11 protein-coding genes are annotated in these 11,986 nt (G+C 70.9%); 7 read left to right on the plus strand and 4 right to left on the minus strand.

Annotated features, from left to right (window positions below; all coding sequences use genetic code 11):
- Positions 1-178: 178 nt before the first annotated feature.
- The 4 genes from OHB13_RS35655 (at position 179) to OHB13_RS35670 (ending at position 3,968) form a co-directional block, all read left to right on the plus strand.
- Positions 179-997 (plus strand): methyltransferase domain-containing protein, encoded by an 819-nt coding sequence (locus tag OHB13_RS35655; protein WP_328379938.1) that lies wholly within the window; start codon positions 179-181, stop codon positions 995-997.
- Positions 998-1,123: 126 nt separating this feature from the next.
- Entirely contained in the window at positions 1,124-1,696 is a 573-nt protein-coding gene (locus tag OHB13_RS35660) for a hypothetical protein (protein WP_328380469.1), read from the plus strand.
- Positions 1,697-1,830: 134 nt separating this feature from the next.
- Positions 1,831-3,099, plus strand: a complete 1,269-nt coding sequence (locus OHB13_RS35665) for a VWA domain-containing protein (RefSeq protein WP_328379939.1) — start codon at positions 1,831-1,833, stop codon at positions 3,097-3,099.
- A complete protein-coding gene (locus OHB13_RS35670; RefSeq protein ID WP_328379940.1) occupies positions 3,099-3,968 on the plus strand; it encodes a hypothetical protein in 870 nt (289 codons plus the stop codon). The genes OHB13_RS35665 and OHB13_RS35670 overlap by 1 nt, the downstream gene beginning before the upstream one ends.
- Before the next feature lie 71 nt (positions 3,969-4,039).
- Here OHB13_RS35670 and OHB13_RS35675 read toward each other — a convergent pair whose 3' ends face one another.
- A complete protein-coding gene (locus OHB13_RS35675) occupies positions 4,040-4,678 on the minus strand; it encodes an HD domain-containing protein (protein WP_328379941.1) in 639 nt (212 codons plus the stop codon).
- 129 nt (positions 4,679-4,807) lie between these two features.
- On the opposite strand from OHB13_RS35675, the gene OHB13_RS35680 reads away from it, so the two are divergent.
- Complete coding sequence (locus OHB13_RS35680; RefSeq protein WP_328379942.1) at positions 4,808-5,857, plus strand: GlxA family transcriptional regulator; 1,050 nt, start codon at positions 4,808-4,810, stop codon at positions 5,855-5,857.
- Between the two features lie 15 nt (positions 5,858-5,872).
- On the opposite strand, the gene OHB13_RS35685 is transcribed toward OHB13_RS35680, so the two are convergent.
- From OHB13_RS35685 to OHB13_RS35695, 3 genes are all read right to left on the minus strand, one after another.
- Entirely contained in the window at positions 5,873-6,346 is a 474-nt protein-coding gene (locus OHB13_RS35685) for a VOC family protein (protein WP_266861564.1), read from the minus strand.
- 80 nt (positions 6,347-6,426) lie between these two features.
- Complete coding sequence (locus OHB13_RS35690) at positions 6,427-7,854, minus strand: MFS transporter (protein ID WP_328379943.1); 1,428 nt, start codon at positions 7,852-7,854, stop codon at positions 6,427-6,429.
- Between the two features lie 264 nt (positions 7,855-8,118).
- Positions 8,119-8,883 (minus strand): GntR family transcriptional regulator, encoded by a 765-nt coding sequence (locus OHB13_RS35695; RefSeq protein ID WP_328379944.1) that lies wholly within the window; start codon positions 8,881-8,883, stop codon positions 8,119-8,121.
- Between the two features lie 566 nt (positions 8,884-9,449).
- Here OHB13_RS35695 and OHB13_RS35700 point away from each other — a divergent pair.
- Positions 9,450-9,938 (plus strand): hypothetical protein, encoded by a 489-nt coding sequence (locus tag OHB13_RS35700; RefSeq protein WP_266861558.1) that lies wholly within the window; start codon positions 9,450-9,452, stop codon positions 9,936-9,938.
- 357 nt (positions 9,939-10,295) lie between these two features.
- Entirely contained in the window at positions 10,296-11,936 is a 1,641-nt protein-coding gene (locus OHB13_RS35705; protein ID WP_328379945.1) for an APC family permease, read from the plus strand.
- Positions 11,937-11,986: the final 50 nt, after the last annotated feature.

An 11,986-nucleotide genomic window follows, 5' to 3' on the forward strand; every position in this document is an offset into this window, starting at 1 on the left:
TCCGCCGGGCACGGAGCGCGTCCGGCCGAAGGCGCTGTGTCGTCGGGGCCCGCTTTCTGCGGCGTTGTCTACCGTGGATCTCATGACGCCCTTGCAGGAGCGGGTGAGTTTCGGCTGAGCCGGTGGGTTCCCGCTGAGGCTGCGCCGGTCCGCCGGCAGAGGTCCTAGAGTGTCGGGCATGGGGGATTCGCGGCCGACATCGGCGTTCTACTCGGAGAACATCACACCTTCGGCCACCGACCGGCTGGTCGGAGCGCTGGATGTGCAGGCGGCGAGCGCGGGCGTGCGCCGACTGCGGGAGTGGGCGCACCACGCGCTGGCCGCTCGCCCGGGCGAGCGCGCGCTCGACATCGGGGCCGGGACCGGTTCGGAGACCCAGGTGCTCGCGGCGGCGGTGACCGACAGCGGCGCGGCGACCGGGGTGGAGCCGAACCCGGGACTGCGGGAGGTCGCCGAGCGCCGTGCGACCGAAGCACTGAGCGGTGCCCGCTTCGTGCCCGGCGATGCCTACGCGCTCCCGGTGGAGGACGCCGGTCTTGATGTCGTCTGGTGCGAGCGGGTGTTCCAGCACCTCGCGGAACCCGACAGGGCGGCGGCGGAGATCGCGCGCGTGCTGCGGCCCGGTGGGCGGGTCGCCCTGCTCGACACCGACTGGGCCACCACGATCCTGCACCCCGGAGACCCGGAGGTGGTGGCGGTCCTCACCGGTGGCGCCCTCACGGTGGCGGCCAACCCGAACGCCGGGCGCAGACTGACAGGCCAACTGGCCGCTGTGGGGCTGGAGATCGACGACCTCGGCTCGCAGGCGCTCATCCAGGACCACCGGAAGGTCAGCTGGCCCATCATCCGGATGCTCGGCGAGACAGCCGTAAAGCGCGAACTGATCACGGAGCAGCAGCGGGACCAGCTGTACGCGGACCTCACGGCGGCCGCGGAGCACAGCGCGCTGCATATGTCCGTCACCATGTTCGGCGTCGTCGCGCACCGGCCCGTCTGAGCCAGCCGCCGACGCCGCGACGCCACCCCGGCGCGCCCGCCGGTATCGTGCGGATCCATGAACACCGACACCGACACCGCTGCCGTGAGGGACCGCCACGTCGCTGTGCCGGGGGCGAATCACCGTATGACGAGCACCGCCGTGGCCCGTACCGTCACCGACGTACTCCAGCCGCGTAACGTCCTGTTGGCCGGAATGCCCGGTATCGGCATCGCGGCTGCGGGGGACTGGACCGGCATCCCCTGGGGGCTGCTCGGCGCCCTGTGCGCGGGGCTGGTCCCCGCTGCGTTCATCGAGTGGGAGCGCCGGCGCGGCACCTGGGGCGACCGGCATGTGCTCGACCGCAGGCAGCGCGCCCCGATCTTCCTCGTCATCCTCGGCTCGGTCGGTACCGGCGCCGCCCTGATGATCGCCGGCGGCGCGCCCCGGGGGATTCTGCTGGCCATGCTCGCCCTCTGGGCGATGACCGTGGTCCTGCTGGCGGTCAACACCGTATGGAAGATCAGTGTGGACGCGGCGGTGGCATCGGCGGTCGTCGCGATGCTGGCCGCCGTCCACGCGCCGTGGTGGACCGCCGGTTACGTCATGGTGGCCGCGGTCTGCTGGTCCCGTGTCGCGCTCGCGTACCACTCCGTCGCGCAGACGGTCGCGGGCGCCTCGCTCGGCGCGGCCACGGCTGCCGTTCTGGTCCTGGCGTAACCGGGTCCTGGCCTAACCGGTTCGCACCGGGTTCCAGGTCTCGTACGGATTCGGCCGACCGGCCTGCTCGGTCCGAACTCCCCTTGCCGGGAACCGTTTTGGAGATATGGGGGAAGGCTCCGTACGATCCGGTGATGATCATGAGAAAACGGCTGGCGGCCGGGGTGTGCACGCTCCTGGCTGCCCTGGTCGTCGGAACCTTCCCCACCGGCGCCGCCGCTGCCGATGAACCGTCCGACAAGCCATCGCCCAAGGTCGAGTTGGTGCTCGACGTGAGTGGTTCGATGCGGACGCGCGACATCGACGGCGGCTCGCGGATGACGGCGGCGAAGCAGGCGTTCAACGAAGTGCTCGACGGGGTGCCCGAAGAAGTGCAGCTGGGCATACGCACGCTGGGTGCGAACTACCCCGGCAACGACCGCAGGACCGGGTGCAAGGACACCCGGCAGCTCTACCCGGTGGGACAACTCGACCGGACCGAGGCCAAGACGGCGGTCGCCACGCTCGCGCCCACCGGCTGGACGCCGATCGGACCCGCCCTCCAGGCGGCGGCCCGGGACCTCAAGGGCGGTGACACCACCCGCCGTATCGTCCTCATCAGCGACGGCGAGGACACCTGCGCGCCGCTCGACCCGTGCGTGGTGGCACGCGACATCGCCGCCCAGGGCATCCACCTCGTCATCGACACACTGGGCCTGGTGCCCGATGCCAAGACCCGCAAGCAGCTGACCTGCATCGCGGACGCCACCGGCGGTACCTACACCGCGGTGCGCCACACCAATGAACTCTCCGGGCGCGTCACGCAGTTGGTGGACCGCGCGGCCGACCCGGTCGCCACACCGGTGGCCACCGAGGGTACGGACACCTGCACGAACGCCCCGCAGCTCAAGGCCGGGCTCTACAGCGACCGGGAGAGGTTCGCCGAGCACCGCTGGTACCGGGTGGACGTCCGCCCCGGTCAGGAACTGCGTGCCTCCGTCAGCGTCGCCGCCGACCGGGCCGTCAACAACGACTACGGCGTACTGCTCCGGGCGTTGACCGTCCAGGGGCGGGAGATCGTACGAGGGCAGGAATCGGGCACCGGGCGCACCGACGCCATCTCCACGGGCCTGCGCTATCCGAAGCCGTCCGTCGACTCGGACGACACACAGACCGCGGCGGAGACCGTCTGCCTCCAGGTCAGCAACTCCTTCTCGGCGCCTCCCTCGGTCAAGACCACGCCCGGCCTGCCCGTCGAACTGAACATCGCCGTCGTGGACGCACCCCACGAGGCATCCGACGTGGCCGCCTTCGGGCTCGGCCGCGGCTGGTGGCTGCTCGGCGTCCTGGCACTGACCGGCCTGGTCGCAGGCGTGCTGTGGGGCTGGATTTCGCGCCTGCGTTTCGCCGGGAGGACCAACTGATGCGGATCAACCGGATACTCCCGCTCACCGTCCTGGCCGGTCTGGCTCTCTTCGGCGGGGCCGGGACAGCAGCGGCTGACACGGAGACGCCGTCTCCGGCCCCGTCGTCCTCTGCGCACAGCAGCGGCGCGCCGACCCAGGCGGGCACGGCATTCCGTACGGCGACCGCCGTCCGGCAGGGGCAGCACGCCACCGCGAGCGCTTCGACGGGCGACTACCTGTACTGGGTCTTCCCCGCCGACGCGGGCCAGTCGGCCACGGTCGACGCCACCGTGAAGCTGCCGGAAGCCTCGGCCCGCCACGGTGCCTCGACCTGGCAGCTCGATGTCTATGACGGGCTGCGCAGGCGGCAGTCGTGCCAGTACGGCAGCCAGACCCGGGTGGCGGCAGCGGATGCCGCGTCCGTCACCATGACCTGCCATCTGCGTACGGTCCGGTCCTGGGCGGAGCCCTGGGCCAACGACCCGCTGCCGGGCAGCTACTACATCCGGCTGACGGTCCTCGACCTTCCGCAGGAGGATCTCGGGCTGCCGGTGCAGGCCGATGTCGTGGCCACATCGTCCGGCAGCGGCGGAGCACATGCCGTGGACGGTTCGCTCTCTTCCCCGCTGACAGCGGTCACCGCTCCGGACGCCTCATCGTCCCCGTCGGACACTTCCGGCACCTCGGACTCGGCGGACGCGTCGGACACGGCGACGCCCGCGGGTACTGCCGCCGAACCGGAGGACGGCTGGTCGTCCGGCTGGTGGTCCGACCGCTGGATCTGGACCGTGGGCGGCGGAGTGCTGGGCGCGCTCGCCGGTGTCGCCGGATACTCGATGGCACGCGGCCCCGGCAGGTCGTCCTACCGGCGCCCGCCGATCGCCTGAGACAAGGGCCTGAGGCAGCGGTCCCCGTCCGGCGCGGTCTGCGCCGGACGGGGACCCGGCGGCGTGCGGCGCTATTCGGGCCAGGCGGAGTTGAGGATGATGTCCACGAAGTCCTGCCGGGTGAAGCCCGGTACGAAGTGGGCGAGCACATCGTCGTTCATGGTGCCGAAGGTGGTGTCGGGCCGGTCCTTCATCCCGTCGGTGAAGGCCCGCAGGATGCGCTGCTTGAAGTCCGGCCGGTGGTGGGCGCCGGTGACCGCTGCGATCTGCTCGGCGGTGATCTCGTCGAGGTCCAGCCCGAGGACGTCCGTCTCCACGCCCGCGGTGACCAGAGCGATCTCCGGATCGAGATGCCCGGGGATGCCGGGGGTGGTGTGCAGCGCGATGGCAAGCCAGACCGCGCGGGCCTCCGCCTCGCTGCGGCCGTGCTCCAGGAGGAAGTCCCGGGCGAGATCAGCCCCGTCGACCTCGAACCGCTGGTCGGTGCGCCGGTGGCGCTCGGTCAGCCCCAGGTCGTGGAACATCGCCCCCACGTAGAGCAGCTCCGGGTCCGGGGTGAGCCCCCGCCGCCTCCCTTTCAGGGAGCCGAAGAGGAACACCCGGCGCGAGTGGTCGAAGAGCAGCGGTCCGGCAGCCTCACGGACCAGTTCCGTGGCCTCGCGGGCCAGTGCGGTGTCGGGAATGGCGATCCCCGCAATCGTCTCGGTCATCGTGGTCTCCGTTGGTCTCGGCCGCCTGCTTCGGTACCTATAGCGTGGGGCCGGCCAGGGGTGCCGCGCTCCCCGTGGTCGGCCACACTCCGCACGAATCCGGACGCAGAACCCTCCCGAGGAGCCTCTATGACCATCGCCGGGAGCCCCGGCCCGCACCGGGTCGGGGTCGTCGTCTTCGACGGGGTGAAACTTCTCGATGTCGCCGGCCCCAGCGAGGTCTTCAGCGAAGCGAACCGGATGGGAGCCGATTACGCGCTGGAACTGTGCGCCGTCGGCGGCGCAGAAGTGCTCGCGTCGACCGGGATGCGGATCCCCGTCGACGCCGACGCCGCGCGGACCGGCCTGGGTTACGACACCCTGCTGGTCATGGGCGGGGACGCGCTCCCGACGTACCCGATCAGTCACGCGCTGCGCGATGCCGTCGCCGCACTGGCCGCCCGTTCCGGCCGGGTCTGCTCGATCTGTACGGGTGCCTTCATCCTGGCCGAGGCCGGCCTCCTGGACGGACACCGTGCCACGACGCACTGGCGCCATACCGAGCTGCTCCGCAGCGCGTATCCCGCGATCGATGTCGAGCCCGATGCCATCTTCGTCCGGGACGGCACCACGTTCAGCTCGGCCGGTGTCACGGCCGGTATCGATCTGGCTCTGGCGCTGCTGGAGGACGATCACGGGGAGGACATGGCCCGGCAGGTCGCCAGGTCGCTGGTCGTGTTCCTCCAGCGGCCCGGCGACCAGTCGCAGTTCTCACCGGCGCTCCAGGGGCCCCGGCCGCAGACGTCGGCGCTGCGTACGGTCTTCGACTCGGTGCTCGCCGATCCGGCCGCCGGACACTCCATCGCGCAACTCGCGGCGCGGGCGGCCCTGAGCCCACGCCATCTGACCCGGCTCTTCCGCGAGGAACTCGGCACCACACCCGCGCGCTACGTCGAGTCGGTGCGCTTCGACACCGCCAAACGCGCGCTCGACGCGGGCCACACGGTCGGCGAGGCCGCCGGACGGGCCGGGTACCGCAGTGCGGAGACCCTGCGGAGAGCGTTCGTATCGCGCCTCGGGGTGTCTCCGCGGACCTACCAGCAGCGCTTCCGGTCGGCGCAGCGGCGCGATGCGGTGCCGCCGGCTGATCCGGGGTGTGCGCCGGACGGCCCGGCTTCCGCGCACCGTTCCGAACCGTAGGCGTCCCGTTCGGAACTACGCCCGGTCGGCGGCGGCGCGGATCGCGGCCAGATCCAGTTTCTTCATGCCGAACACGGCCTTCATCGCCCGCTCGCCGCGCGTGGGGTCGGGGTCGGTGAGGATTTCGTGCAACCCGGTGGGCGCGACCTGCCAGGACACCCCGTACTTGTCCTTGAGCCAGCCGCACGGTCCTTCCTGGCCGCCCTCGCTCAGCTTGGCCCAGTAGTAGTCGATCTCCTCCTGGTCGGCGCACTTGACCATGAGCGAGATGGCCTCGTCGAAGGTGAACTGGGGACCGCCGTTGATCGCGGTGTACTCCTGGCCGTCCAGGACGAAGTCGACGGTCAGCACGGTGCCCGCGGGCCGGGGCCCGGCCGCGGTGTAGTGCGTGACGTGCTTGATCTCCGAGCGGGGGAACACCGACACGTAGAACGCGGCGGCCTCCTCGCCCTCGGTGTCGAACCAGAGGTTGGGGGTGATCCTGGGCATGGGACTCTCCTGCGGTCGTCGTCGTATCCGCTTCTGCGTCTGTACTGACTGTCGCCCGGACCGGAATTCATCGCCGAGCCTCAGGTCCGTACGGGGGATTCCGCAGGCAGCCAGGTGAGGACGAGAGCGCCCGCGGCGAGGACCAGACCGGCCAGCACCAGCATGCTGGTGCTGAGCGAGTCGGTGAAGGCGGTGATCACGGCCCGGTGCAGCTCCGGACCGGCGCCCATGCCCTCGGCGCCGGCCACTGTGGTGGGCGCGTCCGGGCCCCGCAGGGCAGCGGGCAGCCTGGCCGTGAAGCCCGCGGTGATCAGGGTGCCGGTGAGGGCCACACCGAGCGCGCTGCCCAGTTCGCGGGTCAGGCTCTGCAGCCCGGAGCCGAGCCCTGCCCGGTCAGCCGGCAGGGCCGACATCAGGGTCTCGGAGAGCAGCGGGGTGGCCAGCCCGCACCCGGCCGCTGTCAGCCCCGCCCCGAGCGCGTACACCGGATAAGGGGTGTCCGGGCCGACCCGCGAGACGGTGCACAGTCCGCCCGCCAGGACGAGCAGTCCGAGGCTGATGACGGTCCGCCGGTGCAGACGGTGGCTGAGCGCCGTCGCGCAGCGCGGGGCCAGCAGCAGGGCGGCGGCCATGGGCAGCAGGCGGACACCGGCCCCGAGGGCGGAGTAGCCCTTGACGTACTGGAGGTACTGGCCGTTCAGATAGAACAGGCCGAACATGCCGAGGAAGACGGACACCATGCCCACGGCGCCCGCCCGCACGGCCGGGCCGGCCAGCAGCCGGGGATCGAGGATCGGGTGCTCCTCGCGCAGTTCGTGGACGGTCCAGAGAGCCAGCAGGACGACTGCGGCGGCGAAGGCGCCCAGGACCTGTCCGCTGCCCCAGCCCTGTTCGGGTCCGGAGACGATGGCGAAGAGCAGGGCCAGGAAGCCAAGGGTCAGCAGCAGAGCGCTGACCGGGCCGACCGGCCGGGCGAGACGGGGCGATGTGGGGGCGACAAAGGCCGCCAGCAGCAGGGCTACGAGGGCAAGGGGGGCCGCGTACAGGAACAGGGAGCGCCAGGATCCGCTCTGGATCGCCGCGCCGCCGCCGACGTTTCCGAGCACGGCGGCCAGTCCCGTCATGGAGGCCCACAGGGCGATGAGACGCGACCGCCGGTGATCGGGAGCGCCGGTGACCATGAGCGCCAGGGTGGTGGGCAGGACTGCGGCGGCCCCCACACCGCTGAGCATCCGTCCGGCGATCAGCACCCCCACATCGGGTGCCGCGGCGGCCAGTACACAGCCCAGAGTGAACACACCTAGGCCGGTGAGGAGAACGCCCTTGCGGCCCATGCGGTCGGCCACCGCACCCGCTGGAACGACCAGACACGCGAAGACGGCCACGTAACCGTCGACGACCCAGAGCACGGACGCAGCGGAGGGGTGCAGCGAGCCGGCCGACAGCGAGGGGATCGCCAGATTGACGGCCGAGACCATGCCCACCACCAGGGTGACGCACAGACACATGACGACGACGGTCGCGCGTGATCCGGCCGTCCGGCGGCCGGTCGTACGGCTGGCCGGAGGCCGGGGCTGAGGCCGGACAGGCTCGGGGACGGCCGGGCAACGGGGCACGGGACCCTCCTGGTCGGCGGGCGCGTCAAGCACCCGCGGGGCGGAGCGGACAGGTGGGAAGGGCAGACCGGAGCAGCGTCCGAACGGTCTTGGCAAGGAGGGGGGAGGGCTTCGGCGGTAGGGGAGGGGAGTCGAGGGGAGGGAGAAGCGTGGGCGTCAGCCGGCGGCTGGGCCGGTGCGGTGCAGATCGGCCTGGAGCGTGAGCCGGTCGCCGCGTACGGAGAGGAACTCCAGGTCCACCGGCCGCCCGTCCGCGAGTCTGCTGAGGCGCTCCACCGCGAACAGGGCGGTCCCCACGGGCGCCGCCAGGATCTGTGCGGTGTGGGGGTCGGCGTTCACGGCCTGGACCGTCACCTCAGCGGCGCCCAGCCGCTGGCCACAGGACTGCTCGATGAGCGCGAACACGTCCTGGTTCCGCAGGTCGAGGTCAAGGAGCGGCAGCCCGATGTCGACCGGCAGATAGGTGAGGTCCAGGGACAGCGGCATACCGTCCAGGCGCCGCAGGCGCTCCAGGCGGACCACCGGTTCACCGTCCGATACCAAGAGGCGGCGGGCGACCTGCGCGGGTGGGACGACCGTGCCGCCGGCCCTGACCTCGTTGTCGACCGTGCCGTGCGACTTCAGTGTTTCGGCCAGTCCGGCCAGCCGTTCCAGCGGATGGGAGTGCTTGCGGTTGAGCAGGACCGTCCCCACACCCCGCCGGCGCTCGACAAGGCCCTCGTCCCGCAGGATGAGCAGGGCCTGGCGGACCGTGTTGCGGGAGACGCCGAAGTCCTTCGACAGCAGGCGTTCGTCCGGCAGGAAACCGGTGGGGTACAGGCCCGCGGCGGCCTGCTGCCGCAGCACCTCGGCGACGTTGCGGGCCCGGTCGGCCCGCCGTGCGGGGGAAGGTTCGGAAGAGGCCGACGAGGTGTGTTCCATGGCGCCGCTCCCGTTCTCCTCGCACGACCCACACCTGGCGGCGCGGCCCGGCAGTGCCGTTCACCACCGGTCGCCCAAGCTACGTCCAGAATATTTCGCCCTTGTTACGCCACCACCTTTGACCTGCGATGATGCCTGGACCTGGGGTAATGCGCTGCCGGGTCCGGGATCCGCCACCGGGATCCGCCACCGGCCGGTGATCCTGGGGGCCGGCGCTCCCGGACCGCTCCCGGACCGCCCCGGATCGTTCCCGGCCTTCTCGGCAGTCCGGGTTGGCTTGTTCTGGTGCCATTGAGGGGTGAGGTGTTGTTAAGAATCAAGGCCGTGTCTCTTGTAATCACTTGCCACCCGCGCATCAATGAACAACGGCATCCGACGGCTCGTCAGATGACTTTGGTACCGGACCGGATCCGGCCCTCGGCCGGACTGTGTCCGAGAACGCAGTCAGTAATTCTCTCCGGCAACCGACCGGGAAAGCTGCCGGGAAATCGGCGAGCGCCCGGGAGGGAAATGCAACGGGTATCGGTACGCCCGAAAGGTCAACTCAACTGAAGGAAGGAAGACTTATGAGGCACGGAAGCAGAAGCAGCAGAGCCGTCCTGCGTGCGGCAGTCGCTGTGGGAGCGGCGGCGGTGGTGGGCCTCGGCTTCACCTCGTCGGCGTCAGCCGTGACGCCGCAGACGGCGACAGCCACGTACGACTGCGGTACCTGGGGCGGCGGTTCGGCCACGCTGACCGCCACCCAGAGCGGCACGGCGGCGACGATCACCCTGACCTCCGCAGTGACCACCCCCGTCCATGTCGGCGCGGACTCCATGGCCGCGACCCTCACCCTCGCGAAGAACGGCAGCGGCACCACCGTGTTCTCCGGGACGAAGAACCCGGACCTCCCGGCCGGCTCCGCCGTCACCATCGGCCCGCTCACCGGAACGGTCGCCGCCGGCGACAGCCTCGACTCGTACACCGGCGGTACCGCGCTGTCCATGACCATCTTCGGCGTGAGTATCGACTGCAACGCCACGACGGCGCAGTCTCCCGGTCCGTTCGTTTTCTGAGACAGGTATCCAGAGACAGGTGATCAGCGCCTGAGCGTATGAGCAGGCCCATGCGGGAGGCACTACGGATTCCGCGAACAGCCTGCCATTCCGCACCGCGCTCGGTGTGTTCAGGAATTCCCTCATGGTGCTTCCGGGTTGGAAACCGGAAATACCGCCCGCTTCGCGCACTCTCCGGTTCTCCCCGCCCCTTGAATCCCGTCCAGTGATTCCCTCCCGGCGCTCCGACGAGGTGAATTCGGTACGGGCACCCGCTGATCACGCAGCGCGGCAATCTCCCGACTACGGCTACGTCCGCAGTAACGCGTGGCACGCTGGGCACCCGAAGGTCACGAAGCAGGCGAGGAGACGTGTCACGTGCCGCAGAACCAGCCACCGGAAGCACGTGCCGTCCCGGCCGCACTCTCCCAGGAGTACCGGCTCCGCAAGGACCTCGGGTTCTGGGGCCTGACAGCGATCGGGTTCTCCAACATCCTCGGCTCGGGCTGGCTGTTCGCCGCCCTGTACGCCGCCCAGACCGCGGGACCCGCCGCCCTGCTGTCCTGGATCGCCGCCGGCGCGCTGTGCGCCCTGGTCGCGCTGGTGATGGTGGAGCTCGGGGCGACCCGTCCGGAGGGCGGCGGCACCGTGCGCTGGCCGCTGTACGCCAGTGGGCGGCTGGTCGGCACCGTGATCGGCTGGTCCGTCCTGCTGTCGGTCGGCGGCACGGCCGCGGAGATCAGCGCCATCATGCAGTACGCGGCGCACTACCTGCCCGGCCTCTACCACGGAGGCAGACTCACCGCGACCGGCCTCGGCGTGGCCGCCGCGCTGAGCGCGCTGCTGACGGTGCTCAACTGGTTCGCGGTGCGGGTGTTCGCACGGCTGAACAACCTGGTGTCAGTCCTCAAGGTCGTCATCCCCGTCGTCACCGTGATCGCCCTCTTCCTCTCGGGCACCCACTCCGGCCGCCTCACCGACCACGGCGGCTTCGCACCGTACGGCTACGCGGCCTGCCTCACCGCCCTCGCCGGCGGCGGCATCGTGTACTCCGTGAACGGATTCCAGGCGCCCCTCGACTTCTCCGGCGAGGCCCGCAATCCGCGCAGGACCGTACCCGCCGCTGTACTCACCGGGATCGCGCTGGCCGTCCTGGTCTACCTCGCGCTCCAGCTGGCGTTCCTCTTCACCGTCCCCGACTCCCTGCTGGGCCACGGCTGGCACGGCGTCAACTTCGACTCGCCCTTCGGCCAGCTCGCCCTCGTACTCAACCTGCACTGGCTCGCGACCCTGCTCTACGCGGACGCGGTGCTCTCCCCGGGCGGTTCGGCGTACGTCGGAGTGGCCATCGACGCCCGGCACACCTACGCGCTGGCCAAGAACGGCCTGCTGCCCCGCTTCTTCATGCGGATCGATCCCCGCTCCGGAACGGCGCACCGGGCGCTGCTGCTCAATCTCGCCGTCATCATCGTCTTCATGCTGCCGTTCGGCGGCTGGCAGGACATCGTCAGCGTCATGGGCGACATGTATCTGCTCATCTACGCGGCATCCGCGGTCGCCGCCGCGGTGTTCCGGGCGCACGACCGGGAGCGGGGAGTGCCGCGGGCGGACGGCCGGGTGCCCGGAGTGCGCTGGATCGCGCCGGTCAGTTTCATGGTGTCGGGCGAGTTCGTCTTCTGGTCGGGCTGGCACGACCTGCGGCTCGCGCTGCCGCTGGTGCTCGCGGGTGTTCCGCTGTTCCTGATGCTGCGGCGCGGCACCGAAGGCCCGTCCCCGCGCGACGAACTGCGCAGCGGAGCCTGGCTGGTCTTCTATCTGGCCGCGCTGACCCTGCTGTCCTGGCTCGGGAGCTTCGGCGGATCGGGACGGCTGCCGGCCCCGTACGACTCGGCGGTGGTGGCCGCGGTCTCACTGGCGGTCTTCGGGTGGGCGGTCCGCTCGGGCGCCGGCCACCTCAGGGCGCACCCCGACGCCGATCCCGGGAGTGCTCCCGGACTGCCCGATCCGATCCGCCCCTGACCTGCTCGGATCCCGGAGAACCCGGCCATGCGATGCTGGGGGCGTAACCG

Origin of the sequence: Streptomyces sp. NBC_00440, assembly GCF_036014215.1 — a bacterium.
Lineage (GTDB): Bacteria > Actinomycetota > Actinomycetes > Streptomycetales > Streptomycetaceae > Streptomyces.